We start from the raw sequence: 18265 nt of genomic DNA, 5'->3' as shown, positions 1-18265 counted from the left end.
CGTCTCACGCAGCGTTCGCATTGATACCGAGCAGCGGGCCGAGCGCCGCCCGGTTCCGCACGATGTCGGCTAGCGTGTACTTGTCGAGCACGGCGAGGAACGCGCCTAGCGCCTCGTGCAGCATGCCCTTGAGCTGACAGGCTGGCGAAATCACGCAGCTGTGCCCTCCTGCCTGCATGCATTCGGCCAGCGCGAACTCCTCCTCGGTCGCTCGCACCAGCGCGCCAACAGCGATCTCCTCGGGTGCCTTCGCGAGCCGGATGCCGCCCGCACGCCCGCGCGTCGTTTCGACGATTCCGAGGTCGCGCAAAGTCTGCGCCACCTTAAGGAGGTGGTTGCGTGAAAGCCCATAGGCTTGCGCCACGTCATTGACCGTGCATGTGCCGTTCCGTCGCGTCGCGGCGAAGATCAGCATGCGCAGGGCATAGTCGGTGTGGAGTGTCATTCGCATCGTCGCAGTGAATTCCATAAAGTGGTATTTTGTGTGCCACTTTACTGTGTTTGGTCGACGAGTGGAAGGGCGATTTAGTCATCTGCCAGGAAGAGCCGCTGCGCAACCAATATTGATAGGAGGGGAGGGATGTTGGCGGCCTTCAACGGCTTTTCTATTCGGTCAAATTTCGCTCTTTGCGATTGGTCTTTGCCTACGGGGTCCCGCTTTCTAACTTAATGAGTCATGGCGATGCGACCATTGGCGCATTGGTCAGCTCTTCAATTGGCCGTCGAGACACTGCCGACGATGACCGACTGTGCAGCGCCGAATGGCGAACCCGTCTACCGAAGCCAGCAGCTTCGCGAGTTGCTCGGCTACAATCTCGAAGAACTGGACGGCGGAGGAAAGTCACGACTGGACGGTACGCTCGACGCCGGGGTCCACCCGCACGACCTGGCGGGGGCCAAGGAAAGATATGCCCATAGCCTTGCCACCGGGGAGCCGTACGGTCGCAAGCACCGGCTGGGGCGCTTTGATGGCGAGTATCGGTGGGTCGAGACGCGAGCTGCTGCGATGCGCGACGAAACAGCCACAATCGTCCAATGGAACGTCATCTGCCCGGACATCGGCGGGGAGGTCCCGACGCATGCGGCGCTGGCTTGAGGCTGATCCTAGAGCGGGCAAAAAAAATCGGCCGAGCGCATCATGGCGGTTTTCGACAAATACACGCTCGCCGATCTCGTGGGCAAGCGTTCGGCGCTCGGCGAGCTTTTGGGCTTCGGGGGGCATTCGTCACGGTGAAATTCGGCGATTGTTGATCGCCGGGCCTCAAAAGTAAGAGCGAGCCGGTCGGGCGGCGAAGCCATGACACCAATGCGGCCGACCGTTGGGGAAAAGCCAGAAGCTGCTGCTCGAAGTGAGCGGGCTGGCGCCTGGATTGACTGCCCAGCCAGCGGTCGTGCGCGTCTCAGTAGACTGCTTGGTCGACGATAAATATCCGAGCTTTCTTGAACCGGCTTTCCGGAATTGAACCGTTGACGCTGTCCATCCGGCATTGCGACAATGGCAGCCCTGAAAACCGCATCGAAGGAGAGCCATAGAACATAAATGAGGTGGTATGGTGGGCTCGACAGGACTCGAATCTGCAACCAGTCGGTTATGAGCAGATGGCTCTAACCATTGAGCTGCGGGCCCCACCAGTCCGACAAGAATTGGCTCACTTAAGCGCCAGCAATACTGTCGTCCCCAATGCTTCAGATGCTCTTCGACCCCGATTGACTGCATGCACGGGCAGGATCATTCTTGATCTTTCCGTCACGGTCCTTGGGGCTGCTTCGATGAAGTGACAGCGACTGTTCCGTTGTGTGCCTGTCAAACGCTCGGTTCGGCCCGGAAGCATAGTTGGTGGGGCTGGCTTTCATGCATTACATTCGTGCCGCTGTCGTGCTCTTGCTCCTTTTTCTGAGCTCTCACGCGTGGGCCGAAAAGCGTGTCGCGCTGGTCATTGGGAACTCGGCCTATCAACACGCGCCACAACTCGCAAACCCGCAGAATGATGCCAGCGACATGGCGTCGAAATTGACAGGACTGGGCTTCGTGGTGGTGACCGGCCGGGACCTCGACCTGACGGGCATGCGGCGGGCGATCCGAGATTTCGTGGGCAAGGTCGAAGGCGCAGACGTAGCGCTTTTTTTCTATGCCGGCCACGGGCTTCAGGTAAACGGCGGCAACTACATCATCCCGATCGACGCGCAGCTTAAATCAAACAATGATCTGGATTTTGAGGCGCTGCCGATCGAGCTCGTGCTTTCCGCGATGGAGCGCAATGCCAGGGTCAATTTGGTGTTCCTCGACGCTTGCCGCGACAATCCGCTCGCCGCCACGTTGGCCCGGTCTCTCGGAACGCGATCTATGGTGGTCGGGAGAGGTTTGGCGAAACTCGACACTGGGGTGGGGTCCCTGATTGCGTTCGCTACACAGCCTGGAAATGTTGCCCTTGACGGCGTTGGGCGGAACTCCCCGTTCACGACGGCTTTGCTGGAACACCTCGGCACTCCCGGGCAGAGCATCACGGATGACCTGATTGCGGTGCGTCGCGCCGTGTTGCAGGTCACCGAGGGCAAGCAGATTCCCTGGGACAGCTCCTCGCTGACAGGCCCGGTTGTTCTCAATCCGTCGAAAGTTCCCGAGGTGGCAACAAGCCCGGCGGTCACATCGGACACGGACAGAAGCGTGGAGCTCGCGTATTGGAATTCCATCAAGGATGCGACCCAAAAGAACTTTTTCGAAGCGTACCTTCAGCAATACCCAAGCGGCGCCTTCGTCACGCTTGCGAAGTTGAAGATCGCGGCGATCGAAGCGCGCGAAACGGAAGGGCAGACAGCCGGATTGGGACAGACTGACCGCAACCGTGCCGCCCTACCTCAAGTCACGGGCATACCACCTGAACTTGCGACAATCGAGCAAACCACATCAGGCTCACCGGAAGCAGGTGCTGCGACCGGCCAAATGGATGCTGGCGAACTCAGGCTGGCCACCCAACGGGAACTGGTCCGTGTCGGATGCCTGGAGCAGGTCGACGGCAAATGGGGTAACGGCAGTCAGAAGGCACTGCTAGCCTATGCAGAACGGAGCGGGCTCAAGCTTGCATCGCTCACACCGACCGAGGAGCTTTTGAACGGTCTGAAAGCGGCGGGTGGTCGTGTCTGCCCGCTTGTCTGTGGCAGCGGAATGGAGGTCCGCGACAACCGTTGCGTGGCAGCGGGCTTAAGTGTGTTCGATGGCATGTGGAAGATAACAAGGCATGCAACGACGGACTGCGGCGATTGGCGCGAACTCTCGACGTCCGTTCTCGTAAGAAACGGCGCAGTGTCGTCCGCTTCTGGTTTCTCGGGAAAAATCGCCAGCAACGGATCTGTCAGTATTAGCCACACATTCGTTCATAAGGGCAGGAAAGGCGGCAACATTCTCACCGGGATGATAAAGGGGGACAAAGGGAAGGGCAGGTTTAAGGGAACTGGGGCGGGCAGCGGCTGCTCAGGAACTATCACCATGAGCAGGATGTGAGCTGAACCTTTTGACTGACCCTGGGGCTTCCATGACGGGCATCCGTCGACCCGGTAAGACAATGCCGACCGTTGTTGTCGTCAACTTTGCCGCCGGCACCCGCACTACAAGATGTCCGAGGGACGGGGGCAGCCACGTCTTTCCAACCCGCCCCCGAGCGTGCGTGCTGTTACGCAGGAGCGCATTCCAGTAAGAAGGTGCGGCCGAGAAACGGCACAGTCTTTGCTAACTTCCGGCACCACGAAAGTCGGGACCAGGCGCGACACAAATTTCGAATAGTGTCTCCCGTACCGCCCATCTATCAGGTTCTTGTTATCTGAGCAGACGGATTGCACCCGGATTGTTGATGGTGTTGTTGGCAAGCGTCGCCTTGCAATCCAGCTTGAAGCTGCTGTTGCCGATCATGGTGATCTCCTGTGCGACGATGCGCACGCATTCGCCGCTGGTGGAGCCACTGCCGGCATACTGGATCTCTTTCGATGCCGGCATGTAGATGATGCCCGCAAGCGACGAGGCGCTGTTGCCGTTGATCGTCGCCGTCGCCGTATTGTTCCTGGCGGCAACGATCGAGAAACCTGCCCAGTCCCCCATCAGCGATGGCGTGACCTTGAATGTCGAGCCGCCGTGAATGTCGAGCTGGGCACCGTTCAGCAGGAAGAAAGTGACGCCCTCAGCGGTGATCACCGACTGGCTGGCGAACTTGAGCGGGTTGCCATCGATGATGTAGGAACCCGGCCGTAGAAGAACCTTGCCCTTGATTTCCAGGCCACCATAGGTACCGGGCTTCAGTTCGACGGTATAGCCGGCGGGCGGGTTGTTCGGCGTCCTGCTCGTACCGTTGCAGTCACCATTGCCGCTACCGCCGCCGACGAAGTTCTGGCCGCATCCCGCGAGGCTCACCCAGCTCCCTGTCGTCGGCATTTTCTTCGACAGGAACGGGTCTCGGATCGGGGCTACCTCTTCCACCGCCTTGGGACAGGCAAGCGTGAGATGGGCAAGCGTCGCCGAGACCTTGCCGGCCGTATAAAGACACTCGGTCTTGAGCGTGGCCGAACCGTTGAGATAAATCGACTGCGGGTCGGTCGAATTCGAGGTGATGGTACAGCCGGACGTATCGACCGTGGCGCTGCCGCTAACCTCGAAAGCTCGGGTTGCGGTCGAACTCAGTGCCAGCATGCAGGCTTCGCGCCCCGGCATGCGGGCGGCGACGCTGACGCGATCAATCGTATAGGGTCGAAGACCGAAGAAAAGCGGCGGGTATTTGTGCTGATAGGTCGCTGTCGCCGTCGTCTCTACACCGAGGGAGCCGAACGCAAGGTTGACTGCGTTGGAGGCCACAGGCGCCGAACTCTCCGAACCGAGCTCGTCGACGATTTCAGGCGTGCCAAAATTGGCGAAGAAGGTCTTGTTCGCCAGGTCCTTCGCCGTGGCTTCATCACCGTCGTCGCCATAGACCTTCAGCGCGGAAATGGCGGCCGCATCGAGTCCGTCCTGCATCTTGGCGGCCTCGAGATTGATCCGGGCGAGATTGATGGCGATGGAAGCGCCGGTAAGCAGCGGTATAAGCGCCAGAGCTGTCATGACGGCGAAATTGCCGTTTTCGTCCTTCAGGAAGCGAACAAACCCGGTCTTCAGATTGCTCAGCATCTTCCCCGATCCCTTCATCTCTACATTAGGTATAGATAATATTGTCAGAGCTAAGAAGTCGTTAAAGGCGAACAGATGTAGTGCCGGTTCAATCACTCCGCGAAAAGCATTGGTCGCTTGTCCACGCAAATGGGCCGCGAAATCCATCGGCGTAAGTCTCACTCAAGCAGACCGGAATATAACCCCCTCAATCTTTAGGGGTCAGGCGATGACATACGTGTTTGAAGTGGTCGACGAAGCGGGTGCGGTTCGCAACTACGTGGCCAAGTTCATGCGTCGGGAAGCGGACAAGTTGGTCGTAGAATACCGCGGGCTTCAGATGCGGTTCACAATTTCGCACATCCGCGACTGGTGCGCCGTAGAATAAGCCAGCATTGCTCCGTTCTAAACCGCCAGGAGTCTAAAATAATGTCGAGGCGAGGACGGATCATAGGTCTCATAGCGAAGAGTGACGTTCACATCGACGGACTGAATATACCTCCGGGGCTCTACTCGGCGACAGTGAGAATATCTCGTTCCTGCCAGCACCGGAAGAAAGCCCCGGAGACCAGGTATGAACTCCATCTGAATGCCCGGGACCTTAAAGCGGTTCGCGGTTTCATCGGTGACGAACGCGGCGCCAGCATGGATGCGACAACAGCCGTCCAACAGGGATATTTCACCATCGCCTGAACTCGCGTCCTTCGGGCAAGGTGGATGTTGCCGATCACGCAAGTCAAGTCACCGGGCGGGGAAGTTGCTCTCTTGCTTGCGATATCGAGGGTGTGGTGAGCGGGCGGGCTGCATAATATGCAATATCGCGAATCTGACTAATGGCGGCCTACCATCCTCTCATCCGGTTCGGCCCGTTCATCTAGCGCTTTCTCCATCCGAGGTCTCGCTCGCGAGATCGTGGAGCGCTTGGGCATCCTCCGAGGCATACTCTGCAGACAGAATGATGGTGAGAAACGCGGCTCGAGCAATGTCTTTTTTCGAAGCATTTGGGTGCCTGGCTTTGACGGCTTCAATCAGGGCCTTCGGCTTCATAGCGGGGGCTGCCAGTTCCCTGATCGTTTCGGAGATGGTTTCGGTCTCGCGAAGCTTTGTCTCTCGCATCGGTACTCCATGTGCTGACGTTCAACACTCATATCCGCGGTACATGAGAGATTTGTGATTTAAGCCTGGTGGACGGCTGGTCGGATGTGGCTAAACAAGAGTTTGCTGTCGTCGCAGGTCATCGATGTCCGCCGTTCATCCGCCATAACGCGCGACATCGGTGGGTGAACGGAGGCCGGAGACGTGCCCCCGCGAAATCGACAAGGACGGACATCTGCTGCCCGTCACCGTGGGAGTCGGCTGTGTCGAGCCGTTGACCTCGCAGTCCGATGGGACACTGGTTGCTTTTCAACGTCGGTCAATGAGGAGCCCCTAAAATTAGGGGGAACAAAGATAGTCAGAGACCAGAACGAAGGCGCAACCATGCCGGCAGTTACGGTGACGGCCGCCACAACATAAAGTCGAGTAAATCTGGAAGGAATACTGACGAAGCCACGTGACCTTGAACGGCCGCTTGCCGCGCCAGCGCTGTCAAGAAACAAGCTGCGCAACGTCATCGGGTTCATGTGCCGAGTTTGTTTCCGGTTTGTGCGTCCAGGATCGCATAATGTATCATCTGGATTGTGCGCTGCGGCCGATCCTTGAAGATGTGTCGTTTCATCGCGTCGTACTTTCGCGAACCCGAAGCTCGAAGCCTAAGTCGACGATCGGCAATTCAATTGGCCGGCCGGCAAGTCGGTCCAGCACCATCTGCACAGAGCGCCGGCCGATTTCATAGCGCGGTGTACGTACGCTGGTGAGCGACGGATAGGCGACGTGCATCATGTCGAGATCGTTGAAACCGCAGATCGCCATGCGCTGCGGCACTGCGATGCCGGCTCGCTGGCATTCGAAAAGCACGCCCATGGCAAGGTCGTCGTTGTTGCAGAAAACCGCATCGAGATCGGCCACCTTCGCCAGCGCATCGGCGAGCAGCTGCCCGCCGAGCGATACGCGAGACGGCGTCAGCGTGGTGGTCACCAGCTTGGGTTCGAAGAGCTGTGCTGCCTCAAGCGCCGAGCGATAGCCCGCCAGGCGGCGCTGCGAGCGGGGGTCCATGCGGGCGCCAATAAAGCCTATCCGGCGGTATCCCGCCTCGATCAGATGATTGGTCGCCGTCTTGCCGCCCTCGAAATGGGAAAAGCCGACCAGCATGTCGACCGGATCTTCACCATACTCCATGATCTGCACGATCGGGCAATCCGCACTCTCGAGGAATTTGCGGGTGGTTTCAGTCTGGTCGATGCCGGCGACGATCAGCGCCGACGGCCGCTGGCTCAAGAACATGCGGATGAGCCGTTCTTCTTCCCGCGGCGAATAGTGGGTATTGCCCATTTGTATCTGCAGCGGGCCGTCGCCGAGCCCGTCGTAGATTCCTCGCAGCGTGTCGGCAAAGACGATGTTCGTCAGCGATGGTACGAGAACGCCGATCACGTCTGCGCGCGAGGACGCGAGTGCGCGCGCATTGGGGTCGGGCGCATAGCCGAGCTGGATTACCGCCGTATCGATCTCTGCGCGCAGTTCGGCTGAAACAAGGGTCGGATCGCGCAGCGCGCGCGAGACGGTGATCGCGGCGACGCCGGCCAGTTTTGCGACGTCTGCAATGGTCGGCCGACCGCTGCTGCGCCGGCTTCCCCTACGGCTTTGACCCCTGGAAACGGTGTCGTCGGTCACGTCGCCTCCTGCTGGCTGCGCGAGCGCAAGGTCTCGACATCTGTGCGGCCGACATACCAGTTCCTTGCGTCAACCTCATCGAAGACGATGGAGATCTCGCGCTCAGGAAGTCCGGTTGCCTCGGCAATCGCGGCCGCCACCTTGCTGCTCATCGTAGCCTTCTTGCCTGAGGGGTCATCGGCGAGGGTCTCGCGCCCGATGGTGATGCGCACAAACGGCATTGCTGGCCTCCTCACTCAATAAAGTTTTGCGCCGTTGACCATCAGCCGAACCGCATAAAGCGAGCTGGTCGCGCAGATGTAGAGGATGTTTCGTTTGGGCCCGCCGAACACACAGTTGGCGGTATTCTCCGGTACCCTCACCTTGCCGAGCAAGGTGCCGTCCGGGTGGTAGCAGTGGATACCGTCGCGCGCGCTCGTCCAGACACGGCCCTCGTCATCCAGGCGAAAACCGTCAAAGAGGCCGGCAGTGCAATCGGCAAAAACGCGCCCGCCCGACACCGTTCCTGCATCGCCGACGTCGAAGACGCGCATATGCGCAGGGTAATCCGGCCCGTGCGTCCGGCCGGTGTCGACGACGTAGAGCCGTTTTTCGTCAAGGGAAAAGGCGAGGCCATTCGGCCGCATCATGTCGGTAATGACCGCGGCGACATCGCCCGTCGCCGGGTCAACACGATAGACGTGGCAGGCGCCGATTTCGCTTTCGGCCTTGTGACCCTCGTAGTCGGACTCGATGCCGTAGGCGGGATCGGTGAACCAGATCGACCCGTCCGAGCGCACGACGACGTCGTTCGGCGAGTTGAGCCGCTTGCCGTTCCAGCGATCGGCGATGGTCACGATGCTCCCATCATGTTCCGTGCGGCTCACGCGGCGGCTGCCGTGCTCGCAGGTGACCAGCCGGCCCTGCCGGTCGGTGGTGTTGCCGTTGGAAAAGTTCGACGGCTGGCGGTAGACGCTCACATGCCCGTCGGTTTCGTCATAGCGCAACATCCGATCATTGGGGATATCCGACCAGACGACATAGCGTCCGGCCGCGAAATAGGCCGGCCCCTCTGCCCAGCGGCAGCCCGTATAGAGCTGCTCCACCCGGGCGCTGCGGTTGATCAGGCGGGCAAAGCGCTGGTCCACAATCTCGAAATCCTCGGCCATGGGTCCCTCTCATGCGGCAACATCGCATCTTCCTATGCAGGCCACATGATAGCGCTATCATAAAGGAAGAGAATAGCCTTCTTGATTGATGTGGGGCAACCCCGTATTTCGCTTGAAAGAGCGGGCAATTCCGTTCTCCGTAATCCGCAAATGTTACTTTACAATCTACTGTGGTAGCGCTACCTAATTAGGTGATATTGGTGTTTTCGGGAGGAGACCACAGCGCCTCGTCAATGGTGGAAGCTGGCATCCAGCGTGCCGGTGCCAGAGAAGTTCGTGGCGTTCGAGGAAGTTCGCCTCGAACCGGAGAGCAAAATCAATGGCGCGCCAATGGGAGGAAATGTCGATGGTGAAGTCACTCGCTGGCGGCATCGTTGCCGCCACTGCCTTTTTCATGTTGGGCTCTGCCGCCTATGCAGAGCCGGAAGTCGTTTCGGGACCTGCGGCGGAGCCGGAATGTTTCGCGCCATGGTCGGCGGACACAAAATTCTTCAAGTTTCCGAAAAAGGAAGGCCCGTACCGCATCGCGCTTGCGAACGGCTACATCGCCAACACCTGGCGTATCCAGATGGTGCAGACGGCAAAGGCCTATGCCGCCCAGCCCGACGTCGCGGCGAAGCTGAAGGAGTTCAAGGTCGTTTCGACGGGTGAGGATGTGCCCGCCCAAATCTCGGCGATCAACAACTTCATCGATTCCGGCTATGACGCGATCGTCGTCAACGCCCAGAACCCGACAGCATTTGCACCCGTCATCAAGCGGGCGAAGGAAGCCGGCGTGGTGCTGGTTGCCTTCGACAATATCCTCGACACCCAGGACGCGATCAACGTCAACGTCGACCAGAAGGGGCTCGGCCAGTTGTGGGGCGAATGGCTCGTCAAACATCTGCCGAACGGCGGCAAGGTACTCGAGGTGCGCGGTGTGGCCGGCACTTCGGTCGACACCGATCGGCACAACGGCATCCATGAGAGACTCCTGGCGTCGGGCAAGAACTTCGAGGTCATCGAGGTCGTGGGCAAATGGGATGACGGGGTGGCCCAGAAGGTGACGGCGGATGCGATCGCCACCAGCGGTCCCTTCGACGGCATTACCGGCCAGGGCGGCGATACCGGCATTGTCCAGGCGATGATCGACGCCAAACATCCGTTCGTGCCGTTTGGCGGCGAAACCGAAAACGGGTTTCGCAAGTTCTGTGCAGCACATGCCGCAGACGGCCTGAAATGCTCGTCGGCCGGAACCGGACCCGCACAGGTGGCCGTTGCCATCAAGACGGCGATCGCCGCGCTCGAGGGACAGGTGGTGCCGCAGTCGGTCAAGTTGCCGTTGGCCATTGTCGAGGATCCGAATTTCAAGGAGGGCCAGGACTACTTCCAGTCCGAATCCGACAATTTCTTCGTCGGTAATTCCTTCCCTACCTGCGGGATCAATTTCTCCGCCCAGGAAATCATGAAGCAGAGCAAGGAAAACCAGTAGGTCGATCAGGAACGGGCGTTGCACAGCCGTGCAGTGCCCGTCGTCCGTAACGGTTTCCCGGAGAGAGCAATGGAAAATGGCGGCCCGCTCTTTCGCATGGAGGGGATATCGAAGCGCTATGGTGGGGTTCGCGCGCTTGAAAATGCCGGACTGTCGGTCAGGGCTGGGGCCATCCACGCCGTTCTCGGCGAGAACGGCGCCGGAAAGTCGACACTCATCAAGATCATGGCCGGCGTCGTGGCTGCGGACGAAGGGCAGATGACGCTTGACGGGCAGCCGGTGGAATTCGCCTCGCCGGCTGCGGCCAATGCCGCCGGCATCGCTTGCGTTTTTCAGGAGTTGTCGCTGATCCCGGATCTCAACGTCGCTGACAACATCGTTATTTCCAATCCGTCGACGCGATTCGGCATGATCGACCGCAAGGCCCAGCGGCGCCTGGCAGAGGAGGCGTTGGCCCGCGCCGGTGCCGGCGACATCCACCCTCTGGCGCTGGTCAAGGATCTGCCGCTGTCGCGACAGCAGATCGTCGAGATCGCCAAGGCGCTGGCCCGCAAGCCGCGCATCCTCATCCTCGACGAAGCGACATCGGCGCTGACGGCCGCCGACGTGTCGAAAGTCTTTGCGGTGCTGAAGCGATTGCGGGCGGAAGGGCTGGCGCTCGTCTACATTTCGCATCGCATGAACGAGATTGCGGAGCTTGCGGACGATTGCACGGTGTTCCGCAATGGCAGCAAGGTTGCGAGCTATGCCGCCGGCACAAAGAGCGACGCGGAGGTCATCGAGATGATGATCGGCCGTGAGTATCACAGCGTCTATCCTCCAAAGCCGGATCGACCTGCGCAAACCGCGCCCGTGCTCGAGACGCGAGACCTTTCCTGGGCAGACCGTCTTCACGACATCTCGTTTTCGCTACATGCGGGCGAAATTGTCGGTCTCGGCGGTCTGGACGGGCAGGGGCAGCGCGATCTGCTTCTCGCGCTGTTCGGTGTTTTGCGCGGGCTGCGCGGCACGGTGCTCGTCGATGGCAGCCCGGTCCGCATCGCCAGCCCGGCACAGGCGCGCCAGCACGGCATCGGCATGGCGCTCATCCCCGAGGACCGCAAGACCGAGGGGCTGATGCTGCCGATGACGGTGCGCGACAATCTCTCGCTTGCGTCGCTCGATCGGCTGACGCGTGGCGGGATCATCGACAGGGCGAAAGAGGAGAGCGCCATCAATCAGATGATGACGCTACTCGCCATCAAGGCAGGTAATATTGACGCTCCCGTCGGTGCCCTTTCGGGCGGCAACCAGCAGAAGGTCGTCATCGCGAAATGGCTGATGCGGCAGCCGCGCATCATTCTGCTGAACGATCCCACGCGCGGCATCGATGTGGGAACCAAGCAGGAGATCTACCTCTTGCTGCGGCGCCTTGCGGACGAGGGCGCGGCCATCCTGTTCTATTCGACCGACTATGCCGAGCTCATCGGCTGCTGCGACCGGGTCCTCGTGCTTTATGACGGAACGGTGAAACGGGAACTGGCAGGAGCAGAGATAACGGAGCGCGCCCTGATCGCGAGCGCACTCAACATTCCGTCTGCAGAACCAACCCAGCGGGAGCCGGCGCAATGAAGGACTGGGAATACCGACTGGCGGAGCACCGGGGCACGTTGACGGCGCTGGCGATCTTCGTGGTCATGTTCATCATCTACACCGCGAACCATCCGGCTGGTTTCACGGCCAATGTCATCCAGACGGCGGCCAACAAGGGGGTGCTACTCGCCTTCGTCGCGATGGCGCAAACCATGGTCGTGATCACCGCAGGCATCGACCTCTCCGTCGGCATGATCTTCCTGCTCACCAACTGCCTGGCCTCGTGGCTGGTCGTGGGCTCGCCGCTCGAGACGACCTTCGGCGTCCTCTTCGTCCTGGCCGTGGGGGCGTTGTGCGGGGCGACCAACGGCGCCATCGTGATATACGGGCGTCTGCAGCCGATCGTGGCGACGATCGCGACGGGGGCGGTCTATTTCGGGATCGCGCTGTTGCTGCGGCCCTTTCCCGGAGGGGCGGTCAACGAGCACCTCGCGGATGCCCTGACGGGACGTATTTTCGGTGTCGTGCCTGCGAGCCTTGTGGCGCTTGCGGCAGTGGTCGTGCTGATATGGGTGCCGTTCAGCCGATCGGTCTATGGCCGCGCGGCCTATGCCGCCGGCTCTTCCGAAACTGCGGCCTACATGTCCGGCATGCCGATCCGCCGCGGCAAGCTGCTGGCCTATACGCTTTCGGGCCTGGTGGCCGCCCTCGGCGGGCTGTTCCTCACCTTTTTTACCTATACCGGCGACGCTGCCTTTGCGAGCGGCAATGCCTACACGCTGTTTTCGATCGCCGCCGTGGTGTTGGGTGGCGTGTCGCTGTTCGGCGGCAAGGGCAGCGCCATCGGCGCCGTCTTCGGCGCGCTGGCGTTCCGGACGATCGGCGACCTTCTGTTCGTTTTCGATCTCGATCCGCTCTGGCAACCGCTGTTTCAGGGGCTGATCCTGCTGGCGGCCGTCAGCCTCGGCGCGCTCGCCCTCTTTCGTGTGCGCAATCGATTGGAGTGGTTCCTGTGAGCGAGACGGCAATGACGCGGGAAACGGAGCGGAAGCAGGGTTTCATGCGCAGTCTCGATCCGGCGGTGCTCACCGCATTTGGCTGCATCGTACTGCTGCTTGTCCTTGGCAGCTTCTATTCGCGCAGCTTCTTGTCACCGGAGTATCTGCTGCAGCAATTGAAGGTGGCATCGTTCCTCGGCATCATCGCCACGGGCATGATGCTCGTCATCCTGCTCGGGCAGATCGATCTTTCCGTGCCATGGACCGTGGCAACGGGCGCGATGATGGCCTGTGCGGCTGCGGCATACGGCCCCCTCGGCACTACGCTTGCCATTCCCTTCGGCATCCTGTGCGGCATCGCCATCGGTCTCGTCAACGGCGTTGGAGTGGCATACCTGCGCATCCCCTCGATGATCGTGACGCTTGCGACGAATGCCGTCGCGCAAGGGATCATGGTGGTCTACACAGGCGGCTTCTCGCCACAGGATTCCGCAACCGCAGCCATGCGCTATCTCGCCACCGGCGCCTTGATCTCGGGCATCCCGAATGTCGTCTTCATCTGGGCGCTGATCGGCGCGGCGATGGTCTTCCTTCTGCGCCGGACGGGCTTCGGGCGGGCGGTCTACGGTATCGGCAATCGCGAGCGCGCGGCCTATCTTTCCGGCATCAATACCCGCCGCATCGTTATGACCGCCTTTGCCGCCTCGGGCGGCCTCTCGGCCTTCGGCGGGGTTCTTCTTGCTGGTTATGCCTCCAAGGCCGCGCAATCCATGGGCGACGCCTACCTTCTTCCTGCTATAGCGGCTGTCGTGCTTGGCGGAACCTCGATCCTCGGCGGCAGGGGATCCTATCTCGGCACCGTCGCCGGCGTCATCCTAATCACGCTGCTGCAATCGATCCTCTCCGTCACGCAGATGCCGGAGGCCGGACGCCAGATCATCTACGGAGTGGTGATCATCCTCATGCTCTTGCTTTATGGGCGTGCACCAGCGAGCCGTTAAGCCTGCGGGGCCGGTCGCCGCATTCCGGAAACCTGCGGCGTGTGCGATGGTACCCAGTACCTGTCTTCGATGGCTCAACCGAAATCGGTCACGCGAGCAGCGTCGCGTGGTCGCCCACGCTTCGCAAGCTAATCGGCTTCGGTCATCTGAAGCAGGCTTTCGGGGAGGTCGGGACGCAGGTGACACTGCGTTGTGAGGATGACGGCACAACGTTGCTGCCCGGGTCGTGGCTCTGCCGTTCCACTCCTTGCGACGCGCCGCAAGCAACTGAGTACCCTGTTGCCCGGCTGCTGAAGCGGTCGGGCTCCCTCCATCGATGCTCCGCAGACCATGGTCGCCGCCCTCGCTGCGGCCAACGGATCTGCCTGCTTGAAAATCCGGGTGAGGCGATGACCAATCCAGCTGAAGCATGCACTGATACACGGTTCATCCGGGCGACGGCGCCGATATGACCATATCGATCGAACTCGCGCCGGAGCAAGTTCGCAATTTCGCGCCGCAAGCCGATACGCTTCCCTTGGGCTCCAGGGTGTTTCTGACGCATCTTGCCGGCAAGCCGGAAGCACTTCAGGTCGAGGCAGCGGCGCGCATTACTGAGTTGGGCTATGTGAATTTCAAGACGGAAAGGGACTACGTCAATCTCGTTGAGGCCCATAGCCGCAATGGGATCGACGAGGTCCTGTTCCTTGGCGGCAACCCGGCGCTTTTCCCCGGGCTGCTCGGCGAATCTGCCGAACTGCTCGCCCATCCGGTGCTGTCGAATAGTTCGATACGAACCGCCTTTGTCGCCGGTTATCCGGAAGGACATCCAAACATTCCCGAGGCTCGGCTCAAGGATGCGCTTAAGCGCAAGCTTGAGATTTGTGCACCTCGGTCACTCGAGCCTCGCGTTGTTTCGCAGTTCGCATTCGACGGAGCGATGATAGGCGCCTGGGCAAAGCGATTGCACGACGATTTTCCCGAGGTTCCCGTTCACGTTGGGCTGGCCGGCGTCACCAGTTTGACGAAACTGATCCGCTTTGCCGCGATGTGCGGCGTGGGGCCGTCGATAGCCGCTCTCAGGCGTTCGGCGAGCGGTCTTCTCAACATCGTCGCGGACCGCAATCCGGCCGATGTGATCGATGCGGTTTCGTCGGCCTACCCTGATCCGGTAACGCCACTGCACCTTCATTTCTTTCCCTTTGGTGGCTGGGAGAAGACGCTTACCTGGCTCGGGGATTATCGGGAGGCCAGGCAGTTGCGGGCGGGCGTGCGTTGACCAACCTTGCGCAGCCCTTCGTTCTCACTCTGACTTGTGATGACCGGGCAGGGATCGTGGCTGCAGTAACCTCGCAGCTTCACGTCCTCGACACCAACATCGTTGAAAGCAATCAGTATTGGGACCGCGCCACCAACTGCTTCTTCATGCGGATCGCGTTCACACCATCGGGCGAGACGTCGGCTGATCGGATCGAACGCGGTTTGGCGCCAGTCCTTGGACAGTTTGAGATGCAGGGGCGGCTGATCGACTGTCGAAAGGTAACTTCATAAAATGCTCCGTTCTTTCAAGAAATCCATCAGTGGCAAGGGAAAGGATAGAAGCCGTAAGGCGTATGATCGTTGGCCGCCCAATCGACGCGCCGGCGTAGGGCTTCGCGAAAGGCTACGCGCCGCTTGGACTCTACGTCTGAGCGGCAGGGGCTTCTCCATTGAGGGACACCGAAGCCCCGGCGCATCTTTTCATTGGTTGTCCCTCACTTCTGTCGCGCGCCACACGTTGATTTAGATTCCAGCCGTTGTTTTGACGTGCAGTCCTTAACCGCGATCTCCTGCTCAGAGCTCGACCGGCCCGCTAACCCACTGAGGTGGTGAGCGTAGTTTTCGCGAGAGGCTTGATCGACAACAGCAACCGGTGCGGTGAGGATCAGGCCCGCAGCGCTGCCCGCCGCCGCCGCAACCCCCGTCGTTCCAGCGATGAGGTGATCCCCGAGGCCCATCTTGCTGTCGGTCAACGTCTGGCCCTCGGAAATCCGGGCGCCGATTAATTGGACCACTTGCGGCGATTCTGCGAACTTGCCATGGTGCATGCTGTCTCCGGCCTTTACCTTGGTCAGATCAATGACGGTGATATCGTGGTCCGCCAACTCCTGCTTGTAAGGGGCTTGCTCCGGATCGATCGAGCCCAGTCGGGGAATGTCACCCCAGACCCTGCGCGAGAAAGCCAGGGCCCGGTCGTCCTGCGACACGAAGAGGGTAAACCGCGGGTGCTGATTGCCCATGTCCTCGATCTGCGAGCGGAACACATCGACGTCGACGTCGGGGGCCGCGAGCATCACGTTTTTGAACTTTGCCGGCAGGCGTCCGTTACGGATTGCCATTTGGCGAAGCGCTTCCAACGTGAGCCAGTTCCCCATCGAATGAGCAAGGATCGAGACATCCTTCACCTCTTCGTCCGCAGCCAGATATTGGAGCAGTGATTCCAGCGCGTTGCGGGTATAGTTGGTGCTTTCACGGTCATAGCCGTAAGCCAAGAGGCTGCCCCGCGATGGCCAGGTCACAAGAACGGGCGCACTCTTGACGCCGGAATCATGGACGATCTGGGCAAAGCGGTAGACGGAGTCTTCGAAGCGATTGTTGAACCCGTGGATGAACACGAGCACGCTTTGGTCGGGGCTCTTCCTGACCGAAGCGTTCAGCCAGGCCTTAGCTTCAGTCTTTGTCAATTCGTCCGCTTTCAGAGTTGCGAAGTCGGTGGCCGGATTGGGAGGCAGCTTCTTTGGCCACGCGACATCGCCAACCTTTCGGATAGGAGGGATAGATACGGTGATGTCCGCAAACGCTGGCGCAGGCGCGCGCTCGCCCGTGAACATTTCTCCGGGTACTTCCGAGCGGTCACGCGTGGTTGTGATCAGCATTTCGACGCGGCTTGCATCGGCGGACGTCTCGGCGACGGGCGTCAGCACACCCTTCGGATGGCCGCCGCATCCGGAAACGGAGATGAGCGTAAGGCAAAGGATCATCCGGCGCAGACAGCTTGATAATGCGACACGCTCAGCGCTGGTGTTTGTGTTGATCAAAACGCTTCCAACTTTCCCCTGAAATTTCGGGCCCTAGCAGTAATAGACGCCAACGGCGCAGCGCCGCACGGTTCGCCGAGCGACGCCCGCGACGCTGACTGGTGTCAGCGGCCGACCGACACGCGCCTCGGCGGGCTTCGGAAAACCGTAGGGCCTAAGGATCGCTGCCTGCTCAGCGGCATCAATCGCGGGGAGCAAAAGCGCGGCAATAAACAGAACGGTCTTCAGTCTCCCGTGCGCGGTCATTTGTAGTCTCCCGTGGCCAGGTGATCGGGTAGTTCGTCTATGTCGGCAAGATCCGTCAGGTCGACCTTCCTGGCGTCGCTCTTGTTGACGAAGCTATAGTCTTCCGCCACGACATCGACGCCCGTCTTCCAGTCCGAAATTTGGATGCTGTATTGCGGACCTTGGTCGACCCGGCTGGCGGTAATCACGTAGCGGCAGGGATGGGGGTTTTCTCCCTGCGCGATCCAAATCTGCCAGTCGACGTCTTCCGCCCGGAAAGCGAGGTGGTCGCATTCGACACCCCCGATCACCCCACTGCCGAGGTCCTTTACGTCGGTTACGCCCTCCATCAGCTTGTCATAGGCGTCAGGCAGGAGCAGGTCCGCACCGGGCACCGGCTTGCCGAGCTTGTCGCGCATTGCATCGACCAGATGCTCGACCGTGCCGGGGAGATCCACCTGGGTGTAAAGGTTCTTATCCTTTCCGACCAGCGTCACGGTCTTGCCGTCGAAAACCAATTCAACATTGGCGAAGCCGCCAAACCGCGTGGCGCGCAGCTTGTCCGGTCGCCCCAACTCGATCTTGCCGGAACTCGCGAGCAGCAATTTCTGATGGTCCTTGGTGACGACTTCCAGGTTTGAATCGTAGGCGAAGGATATCGCCTTTTGTGAAGCGAGATAGTCTGACATCGCCTTCAGGAGGCTTTTGGCCTCAACTTCTGCCGCCAGCGTTTCTGCTTGCGGCATCAGCCCCAATAGTAAACAGAACGCGGCGGTTGAAAGGGCAGTATTCGTATTCCAGCGGATCATCGGGCTATGCCTCTTGGTGCTTGGCAAGCGTCAGTCGCCGGCTGGCGTCTGATATCGACAAACTGTAGACACCGCGGAGAACGAACACCCG

Annotated in this window: 18 protein-coding genes and 1 pseudogene; 10 read left to right on the top strand and 9 right to left on the bottom strand. The window is 60.3% G+C overall.

From position 1 onward, the window contains the following. Positions 1 to 4: 4 nt before the first annotated feature. A complete protein-coding gene (locus AC3WWH_RS28910; RefSeq protein WP_280938349.1) occupies positions 5 to 469 on the bottom strand; it encodes an RrF2 family transcriptional regulator in 465 nt (154 codons plus the stop codon). 252 nt (positions 470 to 721) lie between these two features. Here AC3WWH_RS28910 and AC3WWH_RS28905 point away from each other — a divergent pair. Together AC3WWH_RS28905 and AC3WWH_RS28900 are read left to right on the top strand one after the other, a co-directional pair. Next, positions 722 to 1072 (top strand): annotated as a pseudogene (locus tag AC3WWH_RS28905) (PAS domain-containing protein); the annotation flags it as partial. Positions 1073 to 1852: 780 nt separating this feature from the next. Further along, on the top strand, positions 1853 to 3499 hold the full coding sequence (locus tag AC3WWH_RS28900) for a caspase family protein (RefSeq protein WP_492377348.1): 1647 nt from the start codon (positions 1853 to 1855) through the stop codon (positions 3497 to 3499). A 312-nt stretch (positions 3500 to 3811) separates the two neighbouring features. Here the strand turns inward: AC3WWH_RS28900 and AC3WWH_RS28895 are convergent, their stop codons facing one another. Then, positions 3812 to 5146, bottom strand: coding sequence for a TadE/TadG family type IV pilus assembly protein (locus AC3WWH_RS28895; RefSeq protein WP_058324279.1), 1335 nt, complete (start codon positions 5144 to 5146; stop codon positions 3812 to 3814). Between the two features lie 208 nt (positions 5147 to 5354). Between AC3WWH_RS28895 and AC3WWH_RS28890 the strand changes: the two genes are divergently transcribed. After that, the gene (locus tag AC3WWH_RS28890) at positions 5355 to 5513 is read left to right on the top strand and encodes a hypothetical protein (protein WP_197417426.1); all 159 of its coding nucleotides are present in this window, start codon (positions 5355 to 5357) and stop codon (positions 5511 to 5513) included. A gap of 482 nt (positions 5514 to 5995) precedes the next feature. On the opposite strand, the gene AC3WWH_RS28885 is transcribed toward AC3WWH_RS28890, so the two are convergent. The 4 genes from AC3WWH_RS28885 to AC3WWH_RS28870 all read right to left on the bottom strand — a co-directional run bounded on the left by AC3WWH_RS28885 (position 5996) and on the right by AC3WWH_RS28870 (position 9042). Beyond that, positions 5996 to 6241: a hypothetical protein gene (locus AC3WWH_RS28885; protein ID WP_058324276.1), complete on the bottom strand. Its 246-nt coding sequence runs from the start codon at positions 6239 to 6241 to the stop codon at positions 5996 to 5998. A gap of 597 nt (positions 6242 to 6838) precedes the next feature. Continuing rightward, positions 6839 to 7894 (bottom strand): HTH-type transcriptional regulator GntR, encoded by a 1056-nt coding sequence (gene gntR, locus AC3WWH_RS28880; RefSeq protein ID WP_058324275.1) that lies wholly within the window; start codon positions 7892 to 7894, stop codon positions 6839 to 6841. Further along, positions 7891 to 8115 carry a tautomerase family protein gene (locus AC3WWH_RS28875; RefSeq protein WP_058324274.1) on the bottom strand — a complete coding sequence of 75 codons (225 nt, stop codon included), beginning with the start codon at positions 8113 to 8115 and terminating at the stop codon, positions 7891 to 7893. The genes gntR and AC3WWH_RS28875 overlap by 4 nt, the downstream gene beginning before the upstream one ends. Positions 8116 to 8130: 15 nt before the next feature. After that, positions 8131 to 9042: an SMP-30/gluconolactonase/LRE family protein gene (locus tag AC3WWH_RS28870; protein WP_058324273.1), complete on the bottom strand. Its 912-nt coding sequence runs from the start codon at positions 9040 to 9042 to the stop codon at positions 8131 to 8133. Positions 9043 to 9388: 346 nt separating this feature from the next. On the opposite strand from AC3WWH_RS28870, the gene AC3WWH_RS28865 reads away from it, so the two are divergent. The 7 genes from AC3WWH_RS28865 to AC3WWH_RS28835 all read left to right on the top strand — a co-directional run bounded on the left by AC3WWH_RS28865 (position 9389) and on the right by AC3WWH_RS28835 (position 15614). Continuing rightward, on the top strand, positions 9389 to 10513 hold the full coding sequence (locus tag AC3WWH_RS28865; protein ID WP_058324291.1) for a sugar ABC transporter substrate-binding protein: 1125 nt from the start codon (positions 9389 to 9391) through the stop codon (positions 10511 to 10513). Positions 10514 to 10582: 69 nt separating this feature from the next. Beyond that, a complete protein-coding gene (locus AC3WWH_RS28860) occupies positions 10583 to 12124 on the top strand; it encodes a sugar ABC transporter ATP-binding protein (protein WP_058324272.1) in 1542 nt (513 codons plus the stop codon). After that, positions 12121 to 13101 (top strand): ABC transporter permease, encoded by a 981-nt coding sequence (locus AC3WWH_RS28855; RefSeq protein ID WP_058324271.1) that lies wholly within the window; start codon positions 12121 to 12123, stop codon positions 13099 to 13101. The genes AC3WWH_RS28860 and AC3WWH_RS28855 overlap by 4 nt, the downstream gene beginning before the upstream one ends. Positions 13102 to 13112: 11 nt before the next feature. Beyond that, positions 13113 to 14084, top strand: coding sequence for an ABC transporter permease (locus AC3WWH_RS28850; protein ID WP_113398989.1), 972 nt, complete (start codon positions 13113 to 13115; stop codon positions 14082 to 14084). A gap of 41 nt (positions 14085 to 14125) precedes the next feature. Continuing rightward, entirely contained in the window at positions 14126 to 14536 is a 411-nt protein-coding gene (locus tag AC3WWH_RS28845) for a glycine cleavage T C-terminal barrel domain-containing protein (RefSeq protein WP_245299250.1), read from the top strand. Continuing rightward, entirely contained in the window at positions 14533 to 15342 is an 810-nt protein-coding gene (locus AC3WWH_RS28840; protein WP_245299249.1) for a methylenetetrahydrofolate reductase, read from the top strand. The genes AC3WWH_RS28845 and AC3WWH_RS28840 overlap by 4 nt, the downstream gene beginning before the upstream one ends. Then, complete coding sequence (locus AC3WWH_RS28835; protein WP_058324269.1) at positions 15339 to 15614, top strand: ACT domain-containing protein; 276 nt, start codon at positions 15339 to 15341, stop codon at positions 15612 to 15614. The genes AC3WWH_RS28840 and AC3WWH_RS28835 overlap by 4 nt, the downstream gene beginning before the upstream one ends. Before the next feature lie 203 nt (positions 15615 to 15817). On the opposite strand, the gene AC3WWH_RS28830 is transcribed toward AC3WWH_RS28835, so the two are convergent. The 3 genes from AC3WWH_RS28830 to AC3WWH_RS28820 form a co-directional block, all read right to left on the bottom strand. Further along, positions 15818 to 17083: an alpha/beta hydrolase gene (locus tag AC3WWH_RS28830; RefSeq protein WP_063891531.1), complete on the bottom strand. Its 1266-nt coding sequence runs from the start codon at positions 17081 to 17083 to the stop codon at positions 15818 to 15820. A 90-nt stretch (positions 17084 to 17173) separates the two neighbouring features. Then, on the bottom strand, positions 17174 to 17386 hold the full coding sequence (locus AC3WWH_RS28825; protein WP_058324267.1) for a hypothetical protein: 213 nt from the start codon (positions 17384 to 17386) through the stop codon (positions 17174 to 17176). Further along, positions 17383 to 18174: a DUF2092 domain-containing protein gene (locus AC3WWH_RS28820; RefSeq protein WP_058324266.1), complete on the bottom strand. Its 792-nt coding sequence runs from the start codon at positions 18172 to 18174 to the stop codon at positions 17383 to 17385. The genes AC3WWH_RS28825 and AC3WWH_RS28820 overlap by 4 nt, the downstream gene beginning before the upstream one ends. Positions 18175 to 18265: the final 91 nt, after the last annotated feature.

This window comes from Ensifer sp. EB106-03-01-XG145, assembly GCF_058792075.1.
The sequence above is the reverse complement of the archived record's forward strand: the minus strand, read 5'-3'. Positions and strand labels throughout refer to the sequence as shown.

What these genes read in the sequence shown, in the direction of transcription:
- AC3WWH_RS28895 (WP_058324279.1), bottom strand. Translation starts at nt 5,146, where the DNA reads ATGCTGAGCAATCTGAAGACCGGGTTTGTTCGCTTCCTGAAGGACGAA.
- AC3WWH_RS28840 (WP_245299249.1), top strand. Translation starts at nt 14,533, where the DNA reads ATGACCATATCGATCGAACTCGCGCCGGAGCAAGTTCGCAATTTCGCG.
- AC3WWH_RS28855 (WP_058324271.1), top strand. Translation starts at nt 12,121, where the DNA reads ATGAAGGACTGGGAATACCGACTGGCGGAGCACCGGGGCACGTTGACG.
- AC3WWH_RS28865 (WP_058324291.1), top strand. Translation starts at nt 9,389, where the DNA reads ATGGTGAAGTCACTCGCTGGCGGCATCGTTGCCGCCACTGCCTTTTTC.
- AC3WWH_RS28825 (WP_058324267.1), bottom strand. Translation starts at nt 17,386, where the DNA reads ATGACCGCGCACGGGAGACTGAAGACCGTTCTGTTTATTGCCGCGCTT.
- AC3WWH_RS28890 (WP_197417426.1), top strand. Translation starts at nt 5,355, where the DNA reads ATGACATACGTGTTTGAAGTGGTCGACGAAGCGGGTGCGGTTCGCAAC.
- AC3WWH_RS28875 (WP_058324274.1), bottom strand. Translation starts at nt 8,115, where the DNA reads ATGCCGTTTGTGCGCATCACCATCGGGCGCGAGACCCTCGCCGATGAC.
- AC3WWH_RS28860 (WP_058324272.1), top strand. Translation starts at nt 10,583, where the DNA reads ATGGAAAATGGCGGCCCGCTCTTTCGCATGGAGGGGATATCGAAGCGC.
- AC3WWH_RS28830 (WP_063891531.1), bottom strand. Translation starts at nt 17,083, where the DNA reads ATGATCCTTTGCCTTACGCTCATCTCCGTTTCCGGATGCGGCGGCCAT.
- AC3WWH_RS28850 (WP_113398989.1), top strand. Translation starts at nt 13,113, where the DNA reads ATGACGCGGGAAACGGAGCGGAAGCAGGGTTTCATGCGCAGTCTCGAT.
- AC3WWH_RS28900 (WP_492377348.1), top strand. Translation starts at nt 1,853, where the DNA reads ATGCATTACATTCGTGCCGCTGTCGTGCTCTTGCTCCTTTTTCTGAGC.
- AC3WWH_RS28820 (WP_058324266.1), bottom strand. Translation starts at nt 18,174, where the DNA reads ATGATCCGCTGGAATACGAATACTGCCCTTTCAACCGCCGCGTTCTGT.
- AC3WWH_RS28885 (WP_058324276.1), bottom strand. Translation starts at nt 6,241, where the DNA reads ATGCGAGAGACAAAGCTTCGCGAGACCGAAACCATCTCCGAAACGATC.
- AC3WWH_RS28910 (WP_280938349.1), bottom strand. Translation starts at nt 469, where the DNA reads ATGGAATTCACTGCGACGATGCGAATGACACTCCACACCGACTATGCC.
- AC3WWH_RS28870 (WP_058324273.1), bottom strand. Translation starts at nt 9,042, where the DNA reads ATGGCCGAGGATTTCGAGATTGTGGACCAGCGCTTTGCCCGCCTGATC.